A 20,563-nucleotide genomic window follows, 5' to 3' on the forward strand; every position below is an offset into this window, starting at 1 on the left:
GCCCCGGACGCTCCGCGTCCCGCTGTCGATCAAAAACCACAACAAGCCTAAATCCCCCCACCGCTGGTGCGTCTCCAGAACATGAAATCCGCACATACGCGGATCGCCCGTTTGGTCACCCCCACCCGCGTATTGAGGGATCGAGAGATGTCAGTCGCTACCAGCCGTATCGAAGACGCACCGGTGCATGCAGGCGCAGCACCGGTGGAAACGCTCTACCACTTTGAAGAAACCCCATTGCTGGCCCGCCAGCGCCAGCAGGAATCCAACGCCCGCAGCTACCCGCGGCGTATCCCGTTGGCACTTAAGCGCGCCAAGGGCATTTACGTGGAAGACGTCGAAGGCCGCAGCTTTATCGACTGCCTCGCCGGTGCCGGCACCTTGGCACTCGGCCACAACCATCCGGTGGTGATCGCAGCCATCCAGCAGGTGCTGAGCGACGAGCTGCCCCTGCACACGCTCGACCTGACCACGCCGGTCAAGGACCAGTTCGTCCAGGACCTGTTCGGCCTGCTGCCGGCAACGCTTGCGCAGGAAGCCAAAATCCAGTTTTGCGGCCCCACCGGCACGGATGCGGTGGAAGCTGCGTTGAAGCTGGTGCGCACTGCCACGGGTCGCAGCACGGTGCTGTCGTTCCAGGGCGGCTATCACGGCATGAGCCAGGGCGCGCTGAGCCTGATGGGCAGCCTGGGGCCGAAGAAACCCTTGGGCGCTCTGCTCGGCAATGGCGTGCAGTTTTTGCCTTTCCCCTACGACTATCGCTGCCCATTCGGCCTGGGCGGCGCCGAGGGTGTGCGGGTCAACCTGCATTACCTGGAAAACCTGCTCAACGACCCGGAAGCCGGCGTGCTGTTGCCGGCGGCGGTGATTGTCGAGGTGGTGCAGGGCGAGGGCGGTGTGATCCCGGCTGATCTTGACTGGCTGCGCGGCTTGCGACGCATCACCGAACAGGCCGGTGTGGCGTTGATCGTGGATGAAATCCAGAGCGGTTTCGGCCGCACCGGCAAGATGTTTGCCTTTGAACACGCCGGCATCATCCCCGACGTTGTGGTGATGTCCAAGGCCATCGGCGGCAGCTTGCCGCTGGCGGTGGTGGTGTATCGCGACTGGCTCGACACCTGGTTGCCGGGCGCGCATGCCGGAACGTTCCGGGGTAACCAGATGGCGATGGCGGCGGGCTCGGCGGTAATGCGCTACCTCAAGGAGCACGACCTGGCCGGCCACGCGGCGGCCATGGGCGAGCGCCTGGCGGAGCACCTGCGCATCCTGCAGCGCGACTTTCCGCACCTGGGCGATATTCGTGGGCGTGGGCTGATGCTGGGCGTTGAGCTGGTCGACCCGAACGGCACGCCCGATATCCAGGGCCACCCGCCGGTGCATCGCCAATTGGCGCCGCTGGTGCAACGCGAATGCCTCAAGCGTGGCCTGATCCTGGAGCTGGGCGGCCGGCACGGCAGTGTGGTGCGCTTCCTGCCGCCGCTGGTGATTACTGCTGCCGAAGTCGACCGCGTGGCCGAGATCTTCGGGCGCGCGCTGACGGCAGCGGTCGCCAGCCTCTAATTTTTAGTGGGCTTGGTACGTTTCTACAGATATCAGTGCTGCGCGTGGTGCGCAGCCGGCTTTTCAGCGATGGAGAACAGCAATGACCTCAGTATTTGACCGCGACGACATCCTGTTTCAGGTAGTGGTCAACCACGAAGAACAGTATTCCATCTGGCCCGACTATAAGGCTGTGCCCGAAGGCTGGCGCACCGTGGGCAAGAGCGGCATGAAGAAAGAGTGCCTGGCCTACATCGAAGAGACCTGGACTGACATGCGCCCGCTGAGCCTGCGCCAGAAGATGGATGGCGCCGCACTGGCTGGCTGACACACCCCAGATCAACTGTGGGAGCGGGCTTGTTTGGGAGCGGGCTTGCTCGCGAATGCGTCGGATCAGTCAATACTTTCGCTAACTGACACACCGCATTCGCGAGCAAGCCCGCTCCCACATAAAGCCTTACTGCTGCGTGTTGGTATACAGGTAATCCGTCGCCAACGACGCCAGCGTCCGCACCCCCACCACCAACGCCGACTCGTCCACAAAGAACCCCGGATTATGATTCGGCGCCGCTTTGCTCATGTCCTGATCCCTCGGCGTCACGCCCAGAAACACAAACAGCCCTGGCGCTTCCTTGGCGTAAAACGAGAAGTCCTCGGCGCCGCCCACCAGTGGGCCTTGCACCACATCATCCTTGGCCGCCCAACGCAGGCTTGGCAGCATTTTTTCGGTGAGTGCCGGGTTGTTGATGGTCGGGTCGTATTTTTCGATGATCGTGACTTCGGCCTTGGCACCGCCGCTTTCGGCGATTTTCTTTACAGTCTGGCGCACGTCCGCGTGCAGCTTCTGGCGAATGCCGTAGTCGTAGGAACGGATGGTGCCGCTCATGTCCACCGACTCGGGGATGATGTTGTAGCGGGTGCCGCCGTTGATGGTGCCGATGCTCACCACCGATGGGAATGACGAGATGTCAGTGCGGCGACTCACCACGGTTTGCAGGCCGACAATGGTCTGCGCGCCGACGGTGATCGGGTCGATACCGTCCCACGGGCGGCCGGCGTGGGTCTGTTTGCCGAGGATCTTGATGCGCAGGTCATCGGAGCTGGCCAGGGTCGGGCCAGGGCGATAGGCGATTTGCCCGGCAGGCACACCGGCCCAGACATGCAGGCCGAACACCGCGTCTGGCTTGGGCGACTTCATCACGCCTTCCTGCACCATCATTTTTGCACCCCAGGTGTTTTTGCCGTCGGGGATAAAGTCGCTCGGGCCTTCTTCGGCCGGCTGGAAGTAAAACACCACGGTGCCGGGCAGGCGCTCGCGCATGCCGGTGAGAATTTTCGCGGTGCTCAGCAGGATTGCCGTGTGGGCGTCGTGGCCGCAGGCGTGCATCACGTCGACTTCCTTGCCCAGGTAGGTGCCTTTGGCTTTGGAGGCGAAGGGCAGGTCGGCGACTTCCTTGACCGGCAGCGCATCCATGTCGGCACGCAGGGCCACGGTGGGGCCGGGCAGCGCACCTTTCAAGATGGCGACCACGCCGGTGCGGGCCACGCCGGTTTTGACTTCAAGGCCCAGGTCGCGCAGTTGTTTGGCGACCAGTTCGGCGGTGCGGGTTTCGGTATTGCCCAACTCGGGGTGGGCGTGGATATCGCGGCGGGTTTCCAGCAACGCCGGTTCGAGGATTTTGGCCTGGGCGGCGATTTCCTCCCGGGCACTCTCTTGTTCACTGCCCTGGCCGCTGCTGGCGGCAATCACCGCGCTGCTGGCGAGCCCGCAGAGCATGCCGAAAACCCATTGGTGTGTCAGACCGTTCAAACGCATACAGACCTCTCCTTATTTATTGTTGTTGATCTTTCTCCTGCACAGTGCCGGCGGTCACCACCTGCACGCTCAAGCGCGGTGTTGCCAGGTCCAGCCCGGCTTCATCCAGATGGCGCTTGAGTGACAGGTTGAACGCCCGCGACACTTCCCACTGCTTGATCGGCGCGGTCTTGAAGCGCGCCCGCAGGATCGCGCTGCCGGACTCAAAGCTCTCAACGCCCTGAATTTCCAGCGGCGACCAGATATTGCGGCGTTGCAGTGGGTCGTTGCGCATTTTCTGGCCGACATCGCGCATCAGCTTGATGGCGTCGTCGATCTCCATATTGAAGGGGATCGCCACCCGGAAGATCGCGTAGCCGAACTCCCGCGAATAGTTCTTGATGCTCTTGATTTCACTGAACGGAATAGTGTGCACGATGCCGTCGATATCGCGCAGGCGCACGGTGCGGATGGTCAGGCCTTCGACGGTGCCGAGGTGGCCGCCGACATCCACGTAGTCATCAATCGCCAGGGAATCTTCGATGATGATGAACAGGCCGGTGATCAAGTCGGCTACCAGCGACTGTGCACCGAAACCGATGGCGATACCGATCACACCGGCACCGGCCAGCAGCGGCGTGACGTTCATGCCCATGTTCGCCAGGGCGACGATGGCGGCGATGATAAAGATGGTCACGAACAGCACGTTGCGGATCAGCGGCATCATGGTCTGCGCACGCGCATTGGCCAGGCCTTTGCGCGAGCGGGTGAGGGCATGGTGGATCGCGGTGTCGCTGAGAATCCAGATCAGCCAGGCAAACAGCAGCGTGCCGCCCAGGCCGAACAGCTTGACGCTGACTTCATGCCCGTCACCTTCGGTAAAGCGAATCATCGACAGGCCCCACACGCGCAGGCCCAGCTCGATGAACACCAGCCACACCACCAGATGGGCCAGGGTATAGACGAAGCTTTTCAGGCGCTCGGAGTACAGCGCGTGGCGCTTGTGCCCACGTTGTGGTTTGAGCGCATGGCGGCGCACCAGCCCGTTGATCACCATGCACAACACCAGCAACACCGTGCACAGCAGCGATTGGCGCAGCGCGGTGCTGGTGTCGCCGGCCGACAGGAAGGTGGCGAACAGTGAGATGCCCACCAGCAACAGCGCCGGGATGTACCAGAAGGAGCCGATGATCGAGAGCGTGTCGGTGAGGGCGCGGCGTGTGAGGCGGCGCGACAGCGGTTGGTTGCGGATCAGGTGCGCAATCGGGCGGCGGAAGCGCAGGATAAACACGCCAGTGGACAGCGCCGCCATTACATTGGCGACAGTCGCGGCAGTGTGGGCCAGGTGCTGGCCAAGCGCCGCGACCAGCCTTGGGTCGCTCAAGGCTTCACCAAAGGCGGCAAAACTGCCGATCCACCACAACGGGCGGAAGGCCTGATGACGCAGGATATACAGCGCCCGGTGACGGTGCGGGCCGTCGAGTACCGAGAAGGCAATCACGCAGATCGCCGAGAAACAGGTGCCGACCACCAGCGCATAGGCCAGCACCATCGCCAGGGATTTGCCCAGGGACGACGGCAGCGCGTAGCTGAGGTAAACCGTGATGATCAACGCAATCAGCCACGGCCCGAGTTTACGCAGGGCGAAGCGCACCATGTCCCAGGTACGCGGGTGTTGCGGCAGTTCTTCGGGCAGGCCGAAACGCTCGCGCACGCGGTGGCTGAGCCAGATCAGCGCGGCGGCCAGCAGGCTCCACACTGCCAGGATCACGGCAAAACCGAAAATGATCGGCAGCCATTCGGTGGCCGGCAACATCAGCGCCGTGAGTTCATCCTTGGCCAGGTCGACCTCGTTGGACCAGCGCCCCAGCGGGCTGTCGGCCCCGGAAAACTGGGCTTCAAGCTCGGCCAAGGTGCTGCCGATCAAGCCAAGCACGCCTTGCTCGGCGACGGGCTGGGCTTTTTGTGTGGCTTCGCGCAGCTTCTTCAGGTCGCTCAGCAACTGGGTGCGCTGCTGGTCGTTTTCCAGGGTTTTGATCACCTCGTCCAGCGACTGGCCCAGCGGCACATCGGCCTGGGGCTGGGTCTTGTTGGTACTGCCCAGCAGGCCGGGCAGGCTCACGGCGTTTGCTGGCGCAAGGGGCAGCAGCGTGAGCAGGGCGATCAGAAAATAGCAGGGCAGGGCAAACAGACGGGAAAGCACGAGGCGGTCAACCTTGAAAACGACGAATTGACCGAGTGTACGAGGCCGCTATGCCCAATGCGAGTGCATTTGTTATTCCGCGAGTTTGGCGAGGATCTTGTAAACCACGGTGCCGAGAATCAACAGCATGCCGATCCACATGCCAAACACACCCACGGGCTTGTCGCGAAAGTTGAAGCCGGTCGCGAGCAGGATCATGCCGATGATGATGGGAATGAGCATGGCGTGGAATGAAGACATGGAGATCATGGGGCGACGGCCTTGTCGGAGTGGGAATACTGACAAGTCTAGGCCGGATTATGCAAAGTGGCAGTGATATGGGTCAGGTTTATGCAAAACCAACTGTGGGAGCGGGCTTGCTCGCGAATACGGTGTGCCAGTTACAGATGAATTGACTGACACTCCGCTTTCGCGAGCAAGCCCGCTCCCACAGTTTTGACCGCATTCAGCCCCTGAGATCAGGGCAGATCGCGACTCGCATAAAACGCACCCAACACCTTCACCAGGTGCGCCAGATCATGGCTGCCGCACAGCTCACGAATCGAGTGCATGGCAAACGTCGGCAAGCCGATGTCCACGGTGCGCACGCCCAGGTGGCTGGCGGTGATCGGGCCGATGGTCGAGCCACAGCCCATGTCGCTGCGCACCACAAAGCTCTGCACCGGTACTTCCTGGGCCATGCACAGGTGGCGGAAGAACCCGGCGGTTTCGCTGTTGGTGGCGTAGCGCTGGTTGCTGTTGACCTTGATCACCGGGCCAGCATTGAGTTTCGGGCCATGGTTGGCGTCGTGTTTCTCCGCGTAGTTGGGGTGTACGCCGTGGGCATTGTCTGCCGAGACCAACAGTGATTTCTGAATGGTACGTACGAATTCCTCACCTTCCGGCAAAAGACGGCGCAGGGTCTGCTCCAGCATCGGGCCATCGGCGCCGCAGGCCGAGCAGGAGCCGACTTCTTCGTGGTCGTTGCACACCAGCACGCAGGTTTCGTCATTTTCGCTGGTCAGCAAGGCTTGCAGGCCGGCGTAGCACGACAACAGGTTGTCCAGGCGCGCACCGGCAATGAAGTCGCCATTGAGGCCGATCACCGCAGCACTTTGCGTGTCGTAGAAGCTCAACTCGTAGTCGAGCACCACATCGGCGTTCAGGCCGTGTTCGCGGGCGAGTTGCTCAGTGAGCACGGCGCGGAAGTCCACTCGCTCGTCACCGGCAAACTGCGCAAGGATCGGCGGCAGCTCGGTCTGGGCATTGATCGCCCAGCCCTGGTTGGCTTCACGGTTCAGGTGAATGGCCAGGTTGGGGATGATGGCAATCGGCAACTTGAAATCGATCAGTTGGCTCTCGACCTTGCCGTCGCGGCGGAAGGTCACGCGGCCGGCCAGCGACAGGTCGCGGTCGAACCACGGCGCCAGCAGCGCGCCGCCGTAGACTTCCACGCCCAACTGCCAGAAGCCCTGGCGTTGCAGCTCCGGCTGGGGCTTGACCCGCAGGCACGGGCTGTCGGTGTGGGCGCCGACCATACGGATGCCGTCTTGCAGCGGCGAATGCTTACCGAGCTTGAAGGCGATGATCGAGGAATCGTTACGGGTGACGTAATAGCGCCCGTTGGCCTCGGTGGCCCAGGTTTCGCGCTCGTCGAGACGCTGGTAACCGGCCGCTTCCAGGCGCTGGGCGAGGGCGGCAGTGGCATGAAAAGGAGTAGGGGAGGCCTTGAGGAAGTCGATCAGGCCTTGATTCAACGCTTCGCGCATAAATAGCTCCAGACAGCAATGCGCGGAGTTTACCGTTCGATGGCGAGAACTGCACATAACAAATGTGGGAGCGGGCTTGCTCGCGAATGCGGTGTGTCAGTCACAGAATGTGTATCTGATCCACCGCATTCGCGAGCAAGCCCGCTCCCACATTTTGGTCGTATTGCCAATTTTAGAACGGAGCCGGGCACTCGAAACGCAAACGCTCACCGCTTTGCGGGTGCGTGAAGCTCAACATGCTCGCATGCAGGCACAGACGCGGCCAGGCGGCCAGGGCTTGTTCATGGGCGTACAAGCCATCACCCAGCAGCGGATGGCCGATCGACAGCATATGCACCCGCAACTGGTGCGAGCGCCCGGTGATCGGCGTGAGTTCCACGCGGCACCAATCGTCACATCGCTCCAGCACTTTCCAGAAGGTCAGCGCGTTTTTGCCAAACTCATAGTCGACTACGTGGCGCGGCTTGGTCGGCGGGTCGTAGCGCAGGGGCAGGTCGATGCTGCCACTGTCCAGTTCCGGCTGGCCCCAAGCCAAGGCGGTGTAGGCTTTTTCGGTTTCGCGGTCGTGAAACTGGCGCGACAGTTCGCGGTGACTGTCGGCGTCCCGTGCGAGCAGGATGATCCCTGAGGTTTCCCAGTCCAGGCGATGGACGATGCGGGCTTCGGGGTAGCCGTTTTCCTGCAGGCGGGTGATCAGGCAGTCCTTGTTGTCATCGGCGCGGCCAGGCACCGAGAGCAGCAGGGTAGGCTTGTTCACCACCAGGACGGCGGCGTCCTGATGCAGGATATGAATATTGGACAGCGGCATTAAACAGCCTCGTAACAAACGCCAACGGCGACTCGCCCACCCGGTTCCCCAAAAGGGATCAAGGTGATCGAGCCGCCGTGGCAGCCGCCTTTTCGATTAACGATCAGGCAGGGTGATATTGAGTTCCAGAATCGAGCAGCTGCCGTCGTTTTCAAGGGCGACATGCACGTCATCGTTGCCGATATTGACGTACTTGCGGATCACCTCGACCAGTTCCTTCTGCAAGGCTGGCAGGTAGTCCGGGGTACTGCGTTGGCCGCGTTCGTGCGCCACGATGATCTGTAGACGCTCTTTCGCTACCGACGCGGTACTTGGCTTTTTGTTGGCGCGAAAGAAGTCGAGAAATTTCATTGTTTAGTTGCCTCCAAAGATACGCTCGAAGAATCCCTTCTTCTTAACATCGAGGAAGCGATGTTCCACGGTCTTGCCCAGCAAGCGATCGACTGCATCGCTGTACGCCTGGCCGGCGTCGCTCTGGTCATCAAGAATCACCGGCACGCCCTGGTTGGATGCTTTCAGCACGGCCTGGGATTCCGGGATCACGCCCAGCAGGGTCACTGCGAGGATGTCTTTCACGTCTTCAACGCCAAGCATTTCGCCATTGCTGACGCGCTCAGGGTTGTAACGGGTCAGGAGCAGGTGTTCCTTGATCGGGTCTTCACCCTTTTCGGCGCGCTGGGACTTGCTGGCCAACAGGCCGAGCATGCGGTCCGAGTCACGTACCGAGGAGACTTCCGGGTTGGTGACGACGATGGCTTCATCGGCGAAGTACATCGCCAGGTGAGCACCAGTTTCGATACCGGCCGGGGAGTCGCACACCACGTATTCGAAGGTTTCTTTGAGCTCGGCGAGAACTTTGCCCACGCCTTCTTTTGTCAGCGCGTCTTTGTCGCGGGTCTGGCTGGCGGCCAGCACGTACAGGTTCTCAAGGCGCTTGTCCTTGATCAGGGCCTGTTGCAGGTTGGCTTCGCCGTTCACCACGTTGACGAAGTCGTACACCACGCGGCGTTCGCAGCCCATGATCAGGTCGAGGTTACGCAAACCGACGTCGAAGTCGACGATGACTGTTTTATGGCCGCGCAGAGCGAGGCCGGTACCGATAGCGGCGCTGGTGGTGGTCTTACCCACACCACCCTTGCCGGATGTAACCACGAGAATCTTGGCCAAGGTGTTTCACCCCTAAGGAAAAAGGACTTTTCGGTCCCTGAAAAACATCTCTTGAAACTCGCTGCAGGCGGACAGCCTTTATAGGAAAAAGATGTGGTTTCCACGGGGGAAACGCCAACTTCCAATTATTCCTACACAAGTCTTGCCGGTTTCGCTTTGCTATCAGAGTCTAGAGATGCTTGGAAAATGCGGCAGTATCCGTTAAAGACGGATGATGTTCAACACATCGCCCGACAGGCTGACCTGCACCCCGGCCCCCCACAGCGGATCACGGCGCAAATCTTCTGAAACCTTGTACTGGCCTGCGATGGACACTAGCTCAGCGCTCAACTGCTGGCAAAAAATCCGCGCCTTGGTATCGCCCTTGATGCCGGCGAGGGCACGTCCGCGCATGGGGCCGTATACATGGATGTTGCCATCGGCGAGAAGTTCCGCCCCGGGGCTTACCGAGGAGATCACCACCAGGTCGCCACCCTGAGCGTAAATCTGCTGCCCGCCGCGTACGGGAGAGGTGATGATCTTTGTAGGCTTGACGGTAGGTTCCGGCGGTTTTTCCGGTTTTTTCTTACCTTCACCTTCCAGCGGTTCGAGCGGGCGCTCGCGGGCACCGGAGGGTGGCAATACGGGCAGTTCAATAGCGATGGCTGCGGCGATGTCTTCGATACGGCTGGCGCGAATCGCCAGGGTGCGCAAACCGTGGGAGCGGCAGACGCGCATCAGGCCGGGCAAATCAATGGCGCCCTGGCCGGCCGGGAGTTTGTCCAGGGCCAGTACCAGCGGGGCATTGTTGAAAAAGTTCGGCGCCAGGGCGACCTTGGCGGCGAGCTGGCGGTCCAGGGCGTCGAGGTCGTTGCGGGCCAGTTCCAGCACGGTAATGGCGAGCATGCTGCCTTTCAGCTGGAACACGGGATCTTGGTCTAGCGGTTCGGTTTGGCTCATGGTCGGCAAAAGCGGCTTGTCACGAAAAGTGTCGAGACTTATAACGAGAACATCCACGGGCCGCAAGCCGAGTCGAACGTTGTAGAATGCGCGGCCCTTGTCTTTACCGGAATCTGTAATGGATCGCCCGCGTTTTCGAGCTGTATTTTTTCACCCGCGTTTTTGGCTGTTATGGCTGGGACTCGGCCTGCTGTGGCTGATTACTCAGTTGCCCTACCGTGCATTGCTGACCATTGGTCGATTACTTGGCGCCGGCATGTACTGCGTGGCCGGTGATCGTCGCCGCATCGCCGCGCGCAACCTCGAGCTGTGCTTCCCGGAAAAGTCCGCCAAGGAACGTAAACGGCTGCTTAAGGAAAACTTCGCGTCCACCGGCATCGCCTTCTTCGAGATGGCCATGAGCTGGTGGTGGCCCAAGGCGCGTCTGGCGCGCCTGGCCCATGTCGAAGGGCTTGAGCATTTGAAGCAGGCGCATCTGGATGGCAAGGGTGTGATCCTGATGGCGTTGCACTTCACCACCCTGGAAATCGGCGCGGCCCTGCTCGGGCAAAAGCACACCATTGATGGCATGTACCGCGAGCATGGCAACCCGTTGTTCGACTTTATCCAGCGCCGTGGCCGTGAGCGGCATAACCTCGATTCCCTGGCAGTGGAGCGCGACGATGTGCGCGGCATGCTCAAGCTGCTGCGCTCGGGCCGCGCCATCTGGTATGCGCCGGACCAGGACTACGGCGCCAAGCAAAGCATTTTTGTGCCGCTGTTCGGCATTCAGGCCGCTACCGTGACCGCCACCAGCAAGTTTGCGCGGCTGGGCAAGGCGCTGGTGATGCCCTTCACCCAGGAGCGCCTGGCCGATGGCAGCGGTTACCGCCTGGTGATCCACCCGCCGTTGACCGACTTCCCCGGCGAGAGCGACGAAGTTGACTGCCTGCGCATCAACCAGTGGGTTGAAGCCTCGGTGCGCGAATGCCCCGAGCAGTACCTGTGGACGCACCGGCGCTTCAAGAGCCGGCCACCGGGCGAGGCTAAGTTGTACGAACCGCGCCGCCGATAACCCGCACTTTTTTCCGCTATGGAGTGACGCAATGCGCCCAGCTGAACCGGTCACAGGCTTGATTCTTTCCGGTGGCGGGGCGCGAGCGGCGTATCAGGTGGGGGTGCTGGCGGCGATTGCCGAGTTGCTGCCGCCGGGGGCACCGAATCCTTTTCCGGTGATTGTCGGCACCTCGGCCGGCGCGATCAATGCGGTGAGCCTGGCCAGTGGCGCCACGGATTTCACCGCCGCCATCCAACGCCTCACGGCGTTCTGGCAGGGCTTTCGCAGCCATCTGGTATTGCGCAGCGATTGGCCAGGCGTGGTGCGCCAGGCCAGCCGTTTTTTTATCCATAGCCTGCTGGGTTTCGGCGCTCAGGTGCCGGTGGCGTTGCTCAACAGTACGCCACTGCGTGACCTGCTCAATGACAAACTGCACCTGCACGGCATCGACGAGGCGATCCGCAACAAGCATCTGCACGCCGTTGCAGTTACGGCCTTCGGCTACGAGTCCGGGCAAGCGGTGACGTTCTATCAGGGCGGCGGCAAGATCGATGCCTGGCTGCGCCATCGGCGTATCGGTGTGCCGACCCAACTGACGGTTGAGCACTTGCTGGCCAGCTCTGCGATTCCTTTGCTGTTTGCGCCGGTCAAGCTCGATCAGGAATATTTTGGTGACGGTGCCGTGCGCCAATCCGCGCCCATCAGCCCGGCCTTGCACCTGGGTGCCAACCGCGTGCTGGTGGTGGGCGTGAGCGGCAACCCGCGCGGCAATGAACCGTCGATGCAGCGTACCTACACCGGCCAGGAGCCGACCTTGGCGCAGATTGGCGGGCATATGCTCAACAGCACGTTCATTGACAGCCTGGAAAGCGATATCGAGCTGTTGGAGCGTCTGAACCAATTCAGCCATGCTGCGCCTGGGCTGGCGCCGGTAGAGGTGCTGGTGATTGCGCCCAGCCAGCCGATCGATGAGATCGCGGCGCGGCATCGGCAGGAGTTGCCGGCGGCGTTGCGTCTGTTCTTGCGCGGGCCAGGGGCTACCAAGACCAGTGGGGCGGGGGTGTTGAGTTACTTGCTGTTCGAGGCGGGGTATTGCAGCGAGTTGATTGAACTGGGCAGGAAAGATGCGTTGGCCAAGCGTGAGGAATTGTCCAGATTCCTTGGGCTGACGCTGAACTAAATGTGGGAGCTGGCTTGCTCGCGAATGCGGTGGATCAGCCAGCAGATTCAGTGACTGACACACCGCATTCGCGAGCAAGCCCGCTCCCACATTTGATTTTCACTAATGTTTAGAAGTGATACTTGACCAGGAAGCTCGCCGTGTCCTGGTTAGTCTTGAACGCGCCGGAATCTTCGATCCCGTACTTGTTCTTCCAGTAGTCATATTCGAAGCCGACATACAGCTGCTTCTCGCCCCAATGCAGCGCCTTGCCCAGGTCATACTTGACCTGTGGGTTGAAGTGCAAGTTGGCGTGGTAAGTGCCACGGGCGTTCCTGTCGTTGTCCACTACCCAGTCCATGAAACCGTCGATCAGCACGTTGGAGTTGCCCACGGGAATGGTGTACGACCACACCGGCGTGATCTGCCACACGCCATCGCCTGGGCGATTGCCTTCGGTCTGGCGCTGGTAGAAGTTCAACTGGAAGTAGTCGAAGCCAGGGATGTTCAGGTCAAAACCCGGGCCCAGCAGGTACGACTCGTTATCGCCTTCGCCGAACTCGTAAGTGAAGGCCAGCAGCACATCTTTGATCGGGCCGAATGAGAGGTCTTTGTCGAAGATCTTGCCGAACGACAAGCGTGGGCTGAACTCGCCGTAGTAAGTACTTGGGCCGACGTTGCCGTCTTCCTTGCCGTTGTAAAAGATGCGGTCGACGAACAGGAAGTTGTCGCCGTACTTCCACGCATCGGCGTGCTCGAAGGTGACGGTTTGCTGGATCTGCGGGTTAACGGTGAAGTTCTTGCCCCACAGGTACGTCAGGCTGTTGTTCTGCCACTGCAACAAATCGCCTGCCACGGCTTGGCCGCCGGCCAGCAGGGATCCTGCCAGCATCAGGCCTTTGAACATAGGTTTCATTCGGTTGCTCCCGAGTCAAAGTTTTATGGTTGTTTTTCTACGCAGGCGCTCTGGTGTGGCGCCTTTTGGTTCGCTGCAAAAATCGTCTGTTTGGTCAGCTTTAGTGCTTTTAGCAAGAGCTGCGCCAAGGTGTTTAAAAAGCCAATAAAAGACCTTCGGCTGCACTTGATGCAGTCGAATTCCGAGGTTTTTTCTGCACGTTGGCCGCAGACATTGGGCCAGGATAAGTTGGCCCTGCAGTCAGCTTTTACATTCGCTGTTTTTTTTTGAGTCGATTCGAGCGGGCGCGGAGAATACTGGCTCCCAGGCCTTGGCTCAAGTGCGCTGTTAGAGAGCGCAGGGGGCGAGAATGGGGCGCGGCTTGTGGCCGGCCCCAGGTGAATAGGGTGCATGTGGGTATTTCCTGTTGTTTATTATTTTTGTTGTTTTTTGCTAACAGGTGAAATCAATGCGTGTGGGCGACAGCGGGCCGTTCCGAACCGCCGAGGATGTTGAACAGGATGTTCAGCGACAAGGCACTGAGGGTGGCCATGGCGATTCCGCTGTGGGTTATCGGGCTCATCCACAGCGGCAACTGTGCGAAGAACTCCGGGCGCACCACCGGGATCAGGCCCATGCCGATGCTGACCGCCACCAGCAACTGGTTGCGGCGGTCGGCAATGTCGGCCTCTTGCAGGATTTTGATGCCAGTCGCCGCGACCATGCCGAACATGGCAATGGCGGCACCGCCCAATACGGCCGGTGGAATCGACGCCACCAGAAACGCGGCTTTGGGCAGCAGGCTCAGCACAATCAAAAACGCCCCAGCCATGATCGTCACTGAGCGGCAACGCACGCCCGTCATCTGCACCAGGCCGATATTCTGCGCGAATGAGGAGTGGGTAAACGTGTTGAAGAAACCGGCGAAAAACGAGGCGCCAGCGTCACACAGCAGGCCACGGCGCAGCATCTTTGGTGTGACTTCCTGGCCGGTGATTTTGCCCAGCGCCAGGAACATCCCGGTGGACTCGACGAAGATGATCACCACCACCAGGCACATCGACAGGATCGGCGCCAACTCGAACTTGGGCATGCCGAAATGCAGGGGCGTCACCACCTGCACCCACGGCGCCTGGGCCAGGCCGCTGAGGTCGACCATGCCGAGCAGGCCGCACAAGCCATAGCCGAGCGCCATGCCGATCAGCACTGAGATATTCACCCAGAAGCCGCGCATGAAGCGGTTGATCAGCAAGATGGTCGCCAGCACCAGTGCGGCAATCGCCAGGTAAACCGGCGAGCCAAACGTGGCAGCAGCGCTGCCGCCACCGGCCCAGTTCACGGCCACGGGGAACAGCGACAGGCCGATGGCAGTGATCACGGTGCCGGTCACCAACGGTGGGAAAAACCGTACGACCTTGGACATGAACGGCGCGATCAACATGCCGAAAAAACCGGCAGCGATGGTCGCGCCGAAGATGCCCTGCAGGCCGATGCCAGGCATGCCGGCCATGGCCACCATGCTGCCGACGGCGGCAAAACTGGCGCCCATCATCACCGGCATGCGAATGCCCACCGGGCCGATGCCGAATGACTGCACCATGGTGGCGATACCGGCCACCAGCAGGTCGGCGTTGATCAGAAAGGCGATTTCTTCACGGCTCAAGCCTGCGGCCTGGCCAATGATCAGGGGTACGGCGACGGCGCCGCCGTACATCAGCAAGACGTGTTGCAGGCCAACCAGAATCAGTTGCAAGAGGGGCAGCCGCACCATGGCGGGTGCGGCGGGAATCTGCGGTTCGACTAACTCGGTCATGCAACACCTCGGATCTTTTTTATTTTTGTGTTGTTTGGCATTCAATTGCCGGGTGGAACTCAGTCTTCAAAACGACGCCGATCTCAACTGTGGGAGCTGGCTTGCCTGCGATGGCGGTGTATCAGGCACCGGAAGGGTTGGATTACCCACTGCCATCGCAGGCAAGCCAGCTCCCACATGAGATCTCTGTAAATCTGTCAGTTAGTGCGTGCCCCCTGGTTGATCCAGGTGCCGATCAAATCCCGCTCCTGCTGGGTCATCTGGGTGATGTTGCCCAGCGGCATGATCTGGCTGGCCACGGCCTGCGCTTGAATGCGCGCCGCCTGCTGCTGGATCTGCGCCGGGGTGTCGAACATCACGCCGGCTGGCGCAGTGCTGAACAGCGGGCTGGTGGGCTTGGCCGAATGGCACACGGCGCAGCGTTCCTGGATCACGCCGTGCACCTTGTCGAAATCAATCGAGGCCTGGGCCGGTGCCGCAGCAGGTGCTGCTGCCGGTGCTGCCGGTGCAGCGGGTTTCAGACCTCCGCCCAACGCGGTTTCCGGCAACGGCTGGTACTCGATGGCGGCAGGCGCCTTGGCCACATCTGGTGCAGTCGACACAGGCTTGGGACCGGTCACATACGCCAGGCAGATCATCGCCAATGCGCCCACCGGCAAGGTCCACGCATACTTCTGGCTGTTATGCCGCGTGTTGAAGTAGTGACGCACCAACACCGCCGCCACTGCGATACCCGCCAGGATCAGCCAGTTGTATTGGCTGCCGTAGGTGCTCGGGAAGTGGTTGCTGATCATGATGAACAGCACTGGCAAGGTGAAGTAGTTGTTGTGGCGCGAACGCAGCAAGCCTTTGGCCGGCAGCGCCGGGTCAGGTGTGCGGTTCTCGGCGATGGCCGCCACCAGCGCACGCTGGGCGGGCATGATGATGCGGAACACGTTGCCGACCATGATGGTGCCGATTACCGCACCCACGTGCAGGTAGGCGCCACGGCCGCTGAACACTTTGCTGAAGCCGTACGCAGCGGCAATCAACAGTACGAACAGGATCAGGCCGAGCAGGGCAGGGCGCTTGCCCAGTGCGGAGTCGCAGAGGAAGGAGTAGATGAACCAGCCGGCCAGCAACGAGCCGAGGCCCAGCAACACACCTTCCGGGCCGCTGAGGCTGCTGCCCGGGGCCAGCAGGTACAAGGTCGGGTTGGCGTAGAACACTACGCACAGCAGCGCGATGCCCGACATCCAGGTGAAATAGGCTTCCCATTTGAACCAATGCAGGTTGTCCGGCATGGTCGGCGGGGCCAGTTTGTATTTTTCCAGGTGGTAGATACCGCCACCGTGGATCGCCCATAAGTCACCGGCCAGGCCGTCCTTTGGGTTGACGCGATTAAGGTTGTTTTCCAGCCAGACAAAATAGAAGGAAGCGCCGATCCACGCGACGCCAGTGATCATGTGAACCCAGCGCACGCTAAGGTTCAGCCATTCCATCAAATGTGCTTCCACAGTCTTTACCTCTCGCCTGTCACCCTTGTTGTCGGGTGATCAAGCCTTCTCTTATTGGTGGGGGGCGAGGATCAAACGCTCATCCTCTTTGAAAAAATGCTCATCGCAGTTATTGCCTGTGCCACTGCGATCAACCACCAGGAAGTCATCCCGCTTTTCGATCGTCAGCACCGGGTGGTGCCAGACGCCGCGATGGTAATTAATGCCCTGCCTGCCGTTGGTGACGAAGGCGCGGACCAAGCCTGATACAGGTTCATCGCCAAGTGGCGCGACCACGATCAGAAAGGGGTTGCCGAGCAGCGGGATGAAAGCCTGGCTGCCCAGCGGGTGTCTTTCCAGCATGCACACGGTCAGCGGCATGTCCTGCGCATCGGCGCGGAAGATGCTGATGATGGCGTGGTCTTCAGGCTGGGCGGTTTCTACCGTGGCCAGCTTGTGAAAGCGCATGGTCGACCCGTTGTTGATCATGAAGTGATCGCTGCCATCGGTTTCGATAACGTCTCCGAAAGGGGCGAAGGCTTCTTTGGTCAGGGGTTCGATCACTAGTGTGCGCATGGCTGTCTTCTTATCCGAATTCTGTGGATCGTTCCCACGCTCTGCGTGGGAACGCCGCCCCGGACGCTCTGCGTCCGCTCTTGTGACGCAGAGCGTCACGGTATGCATTCCCACGCGGAGCGTGGGAACGATCGGGTGTTACTTCGAAACCTTGCCCAAAACCCGCAGGCGGCTCACACCACCATCCGGGAACACGTTCAGGCGGATATGGGTAATCGGCCCCAGCGCCTTGATCTGCTCGGCAAACGTATGTTCAGCGTGCATTTCCAGTTTCTGCGCCGGCAGCAGCTCGCGCCAGAACAGCGATTGGGTTTCGATCTGGCTGTCGGTGCCGCCTTTCACGAACGCGCCCTGGATCGAGCAAGTGTCCGGGTAGTTGCCCTTGAAGTGCAGGGTGTCGACCACGATTTTCTCGATCTCGCCCGGGTGGCCCAGCGCAACGATCACCCAGTCATTGCCTGGCGTGCGACGACGGGCGGTTTCCCAGCCGTCGCCCATGTTGATGCCACGGCCCGGGTTGAGGATGTTGCTCATGCGGCCGAAGTGTTCGTCGGAGCAGGCCAGGGCGCGGCCGCCGTTAAGCGCAGCAGCCAGGTCGACCTGTTCGTTGTCGCCCACCGAGGACCAGTCGCGGAACGGCACGCCGTACACACGCAGACGGGCTACGCCGCCGTCCGGGTAGATGTTGAAACGCAGGTGGCTGAAGGCCTGGTCGTTGTTGATCTCGTGATAGTGGTGGCTGTTGCCTTGCAGCTCTACGGCCGACAGCACTTCCACCCACTGGGTGTTTTCATCTGGATCGCCCGAGGCCAGGAAGCAGGCTTCCAGGGACGCCGATGGCGGGAAGTTGCCGGTGAAGAATGAAGTGTCGATGTCCACGCCTTTGATCGAACCGGGTACGCCGAGGCGGATCACCGCGCTGTCGTAGCCTTCGAAGCGCTTGCGGCGCGACTCCCAGCCGTCCATCCACTTGCCGTTGTCATCGAAAACGCCCTCCTTCCACACGGCCGGGGTCGGCTGGAACAGGCGGTTGGCGTCAGCAAACCAGTCATCGGTCACCGAGAGGATCTTGGTGCCCAGGCGGGCGTCGGCCAGGTTGACGAACTTTTCGAAAGGTACGGCGTAAGCTTTCATTCTTCTTGTCTGCCTTAGATAGAGTGGCTGGGGATGGTCTGTTAGAGGGTCAGTAAACGGAACAACGCGATCTTGTTGATCTCGGCCAGCGCGCATTTGAACTCGGCGTCTGCCGAGTTGTGAATGCGCGTTTCAAACGCGGCGAGGATCTGATGCCGGTTGCTGCCTTTTACCGCCATGATGAAGGGAAACTTGAACTTGGCCTTGTAGGCATCGTTCAGCTCGGTGAAGCGCGAGAACTCCTCACTCGTGCATTGGTGAATCCCCGCGCCAGCTTGCTCATCGGTGCTGGCTTGGGTCAGTTGGCCCTGGACGGCAGCTTTGCCGGCCAAGTCCGGGTGAGCGTTGATCAGGGCCAATTGGCTGGCATGATCGGCGCTCAACAGGATATCGCTCATGCGTTGGTGCAGGGTTTCGATCTGGTCGATCGAGTTGTCCTGGCCCAGATCGAAGGCCTTTTCGGCCACCCATGGCGAGTGTTCGTAGATATCGGCGAAAGCGGCGACAAATTCATCGCGGCTCAGGGTCGATGGCTTCAGGGTCTGGAACGCAGTCATTTCGCCGCTCCCGTGTACGGGTGGGTTTCGTGCCAGTGACGGGCAATGTCGACGCGGCGGGTGAACCACACCTGTTCATGACCTTTGGCGTATTCGATAAAGCGCTTCAAGGCTGCGAGACGGGCAGGGCGGCCGATCAGGCGGCAGTGCAGGCCGATGGAAAGCATCTTCGGTGCTTCGGCGCCTTCGGCATACAACACGTCGAACGCGTCCTTGAGGTACTCGAAAAAGTCATCGCCCTTGTTGAACCCCTGCACCTGGGTGAAGCGCATGTCGTTGGTGTCCAGGGTGTAAGGGATCACCAGGTGCGGCTTGCCGGTCGGGTTGTTGGGTTCCCAGTAGGGCAGGTCGTCGTCATAGGTGTCGCAGTCGTACAGGAAACCGCCTTCCTCCATCACCAGTCGGCGGGTGTTGGGGCCGGTGCGGCCGGTGTACCAGCCCAGTGGGCGTTCGCCGGTCAGCTCGGTGAGGATGCGGATGGCCTCGAGCATGTGCTCGCGCTCCTGGGCCTCGTCCATGTACTGGTAGTCGATCCAGCGGTAGCCGTGGCTGCAGATCTCGTGGCCGGCCTCGACCATCGCGCGGATCACATCCGGGTGGCGCTGGGCGGCCATGGCCACGGCGAAGATGGTTAGCGGGATATCGAATTCTTTGAATAGCTTGAGGATGCGCCACACGCCGGCACGGCTGCCGTATTCATACAGCGACTCCATGCTCATGTTGCGCGCGCCTTGCAGCGGCTGGGCCGAGACCATTTCCGAGAGGAAGGCTTCGGACTCTTTATCACCGTGCAAAATGTTGCGCTCGCCGCCTTCTTCGTAGTTGAGTACGAACGACAGCGCAATGCGTGCCTTGCCCGGCCAGTGGGGGTGAGGAGGGTTACTGCCGTAACCGATCAGGTCGCGTGGGTAGTCAGCGCTCACTGCAGTCTTCCTTCTTGTTCGTGGTAGCAAGTGTGTGTGGCGACCGGGCAGTGAAAAGACTGGGTGGCGTCACAGCGATGAGTGATTGTATACAACTTATCTGCCACTTTGTAAGCCTGCATTTCTGCATTTTTTCTGTAGCACTCGGTTAAAAGGGTGTAGCAAGAAACTTGCCTGGTTGGTCAGCTAATGGACAAAAGGTCGTTTAAAAGCAAGGTTCACTCATGAATTGACTCATCGAGCAACTCCGTTGGGAAGATCCAAAGCTTTGTGATTTTTATTGTGTACAATTTTTTTAAAAAGTGTCTTAATCAGCCGTCGCCGGCTTTTTCGATGCCCTGAAAAAGTGCAGGTTTCTCTTTTACTGACTTAAGGAGGCGCGTAGACGCCATGGGACGTTTGACCACACACGTTTTGGACGCCGCGCACGGCTGCCCCGGCAGCAATATCCAGGTCGAGCTGTACCGTGTCGACGGCGCGCAGTTGGAACGGGTGGCCACGGCCACCACCAACAGCGACGGCCGTTGCGATGCGCCGCTGCTGCAAGGCGACGACTACCGCAGCGGTGTTTACCAACTGCAATTCAGCGCCGGCGATTACTACCGCGCCCGTGGCGTGCAGTTGCCGGAGCCGGCGTTTCTCGACGTCGTCGTGCTGCGTTTTGGCATCAGCGCCGAGCAGGATCACTACCATGTGCCTTTACTGATTTCGCCTTACAGCTACTCCACCTATCGCGGTAGCTGAGCGTCACCTCGCTTCATACCCCCAAAGCTCTTCGTTGGTTTTTTGCCCGCCC

At 60.6% G+C, this 20,563-nt stretch carries 21 protein-coding genes; 5 read left to right on the forward strand and 16 right to left on the reverse strand.

Annotated features, from left to right (window positions below; genetic code table 11):
- Positions 1 to 147: 147 nt before the first annotated feature.
- Complete coding sequence (locus tag K0H48_RS18400; RefSeq protein ID WP_219268593.1) at positions 148 to 1,560, forward strand: aspartate aminotransferase family protein; 1,413 nt, start codon at positions 148 to 150, stop codon at positions 1,558 to 1,560.
- Between the two features lie 82 nt (positions 1,561 to 1,642).
- Positions 1,643 to 1,867 (forward strand): MbtH family protein, encoded by a 225-nt coding sequence (locus K0H48_RS18405; protein WP_138814524.1) that lies wholly within the window; start codon positions 1,643 to 1,645, stop codon positions 1,865 to 1,867.
- 129 nt (positions 1,868 to 1,996) lie between these two features.
- Here K0H48_RS18405 and K0H48_RS18410 read toward each other — a convergent pair whose 3' ends face one another.
- The 8 genes from K0H48_RS18410 to minC all read right to left on the reverse strand — a co-directional run bounded on the left by K0H48_RS18410 (position 1,997) and on the right by minC (position 10,199).
- A complete protein-coding gene (locus K0H48_RS18410; RefSeq protein ID WP_219268594.1) occupies positions 1,997 to 3,355 on the reverse strand; it encodes an amidohydrolase in 1,359 nt (452 codons plus the stop codon).
- 16 nt (positions 3,356 to 3,371) lie between these two features.
- Positions 3,372 to 5,537, reverse strand: a complete 2,166-nt coding sequence (locus tag K0H48_RS18415; RefSeq protein WP_219268595.1) for a mechanosensitive ion channel domain-containing protein — start codon at positions 5,535 to 5,537, stop codon at positions 3,372 to 3,374.
- A 72-nt stretch (positions 5,538 to 5,609) separates the two neighbouring features.
- On the reverse strand, positions 5,610 to 5,777 hold the full coding sequence (locus K0H48_RS18420) for a hypothetical protein (protein WP_163005562.1): 168 nt from the start codon (positions 5,775 to 5,777) through the stop codon (positions 5,610 to 5,612).
- Positions 5,778 to 5,995: 218 nt separating this feature from the next.
- Positions 5,996 to 7,285, reverse strand: a complete 1,290-nt coding sequence (locus K0H48_RS18425) for a M18 family aminopeptidase (RefSeq protein ID WP_017137857.1) — start codon at positions 7,283 to 7,285, stop codon at positions 5,996 to 5,998.
- A gap of 172 nt (positions 7,286 to 7,457) precedes the next feature.
- Positions 7,458 to 8,093, reverse strand: a complete 636-nt coding sequence (locus tag K0H48_RS18430) for a pseudouridine synthase (RefSeq protein ID WP_219268596.1) — start codon at positions 8,091 to 8,093, stop codon at positions 7,458 to 7,460.
- A 96-nt stretch (positions 8,094 to 8,189) separates the two neighbouring features.
- Positions 8,190 to 8,444 (reverse strand): cell division topological specificity factor MinE, encoded by a 255-nt coding sequence (gene minE, locus K0H48_RS18435; protein WP_003175252.1) that lies wholly within the window; start codon positions 8,442 to 8,444, stop codon positions 8,190 to 8,192.
- Positions 8,445 to 8,447: 3 nt separating this feature from the next.
- On the reverse strand, positions 8,448 to 9,260 hold the full coding sequence (gene minD, locus K0H48_RS18440) for a septum site-determining protein MinD (protein ID WP_017737535.1): 813 nt from the start codon (positions 9,258 to 9,260) through the stop codon (positions 8,448 to 8,450).
- Positions 9,261 to 9,461: 201 nt separating this feature from the next.
- Positions 9,462 to 10,199 carry a septum site-determining protein MinC gene (gene minC, locus K0H48_RS18445; RefSeq protein WP_219268597.1) on the reverse strand — a complete coding sequence of 246 codons (738 nt, stop codon included), beginning with the start codon at positions 10,197 to 10,199 and terminating at the stop codon, positions 9,462 to 9,464.
- A 118-nt stretch (positions 10,200 to 10,317) separates the two neighbouring features.
- Between minC and K0H48_RS18450 the strand changes: the two genes are divergently transcribed.
- Together K0H48_RS18450 and K0H48_RS18455 are read left to right on the forward strand one after the other, a co-directional pair.
- Positions 10,318 to 11,253 (forward strand): lipid A biosynthesis lauroyl acyltransferase, encoded by a 936-nt coding sequence (locus K0H48_RS18450; RefSeq protein WP_219268598.1) that lies wholly within the window; start codon positions 10,318 to 10,320, stop codon positions 11,251 to 11,253.
- Between the two features lie 31 nt (positions 11,254 to 11,284).
- Positions 11,285 to 12,415 (forward strand): patatin-like phospholipase family protein, encoded by a 1,131-nt coding sequence (locus K0H48_RS18455; protein WP_219268599.1) that lies wholly within the window; start codon positions 11,285 to 11,287, stop codon positions 12,413 to 12,415.
- 109 nt (positions 12,416 to 12,524) lie between these two features.
- Here K0H48_RS18455 and K0H48_RS18460 read toward each other — a convergent pair whose 3' ends face one another.
- The 8 genes from K0H48_RS18460 to puuE all read right to left on the reverse strand — a co-directional run bounded on the left by K0H48_RS18460 (position 12,525) and on the right by puuE (position 19,767).
- On the reverse strand, positions 12,525 to 13,310 hold the full coding sequence (locus tag K0H48_RS18460) for an outer membrane protein OmpK (protein WP_017137852.1): 786 nt from the start codon (positions 13,308 to 13,310) through the stop codon (positions 12,525 to 12,527).
- Positions 13,311 to 13,333: 23 nt separating this feature from the next.
- On the reverse strand, positions 13,334 to 13,702 hold the full coding sequence (locus tag K0H48_RS18465; protein WP_219268600.1) for a hypothetical protein: 369 nt from the start codon (positions 13,700 to 13,702) through the stop codon (positions 13,334 to 13,336).
- A 53-nt stretch (positions 13,703 to 13,755) separates the two neighbouring features.
- Positions 13,756 to 15,102 (reverse strand): nucleobase:cation symporter-2 family protein, encoded by a 1,347-nt coding sequence (locus K0H48_RS18470; protein WP_219268601.1) that lies wholly within the window; start codon positions 15,100 to 15,102, stop codon positions 13,756 to 13,758.
- 197 nt (positions 15,103 to 15,299) lie between these two features.
- Positions 15,300 to 16,598: a urate hydroxylase PuuD gene (locus K0H48_RS18475; RefSeq protein WP_219268602.1), complete on the reverse strand. Its 1,299-nt coding sequence runs from the start codon at positions 16,596 to 16,598 to the stop codon at positions 15,300 to 15,302.
- Positions 16,599 to 16,649: 51 nt separating this feature from the next.
- Positions 16,650 to 17,153 (reverse strand): ureidoglycolate lyase, encoded by a 504-nt coding sequence (locus tag K0H48_RS18480; RefSeq protein WP_105523190.1) that lies wholly within the window; start codon positions 17,151 to 17,153, stop codon positions 16,650 to 16,652.
- A gap of 138 nt (positions 17,154 to 17,291) precedes the next feature.
- On the reverse strand, positions 17,292 to 18,287 hold the full coding sequence (gene alc / locus K0H48_RS18485) for an allantoicase (protein WP_138814533.1): 996 nt from the start codon (positions 18,285 to 18,287) through the stop codon (positions 17,292 to 17,294).
- 41 nt (positions 18,288 to 18,328) lie between these two features.
- Positions 18,329 to 18,844, reverse strand: a complete 516-nt coding sequence (gene uraD, locus K0H48_RS18490; protein WP_219268603.1) for a 2-oxo-4-hydroxy-4-carboxy-5-ureidoimidazoline decarboxylase — start codon at positions 18,842 to 18,844, stop codon at positions 18,329 to 18,331.
- The gene (gene puuE, locus K0H48_RS18495; protein WP_138814535.1) at positions 18,841 to 19,767 is read right to left on the reverse strand and encodes an allantoinase PuuE; all 927 of its coding nucleotides are present in this window, start codon (positions 19,765 to 19,767) and stop codon (positions 18,841 to 18,843) included. Before puuE ends, uraD begins: the two co-directional genes overlap by 4 nt.
- Positions 19,768 to 20,157: 390 nt before the next feature.
- On the opposite strand from puuE, the gene uraH reads away from it, so the two are divergent.
- A complete protein-coding gene (gene uraH / locus K0H48_RS18500) occupies positions 20,158 to 20,511 on the forward strand; it encodes a hydroxyisourate hydrolase (protein ID WP_056861106.1) in 354 nt (117 codons plus the stop codon).
- The last annotated feature ends 52 nt before the right edge of the window (positions 20,512 to 20,563 follow it).

Origin of the sequence: Pseudomonas sp. Xaverov 259, assembly GCF_019352915.1 — a bacterium.
GTDB lineage: Bacteria > Pseudomonadota > Gammaproteobacteria > Pseudomonadales > Pseudomonadaceae > Aquipseudomonas.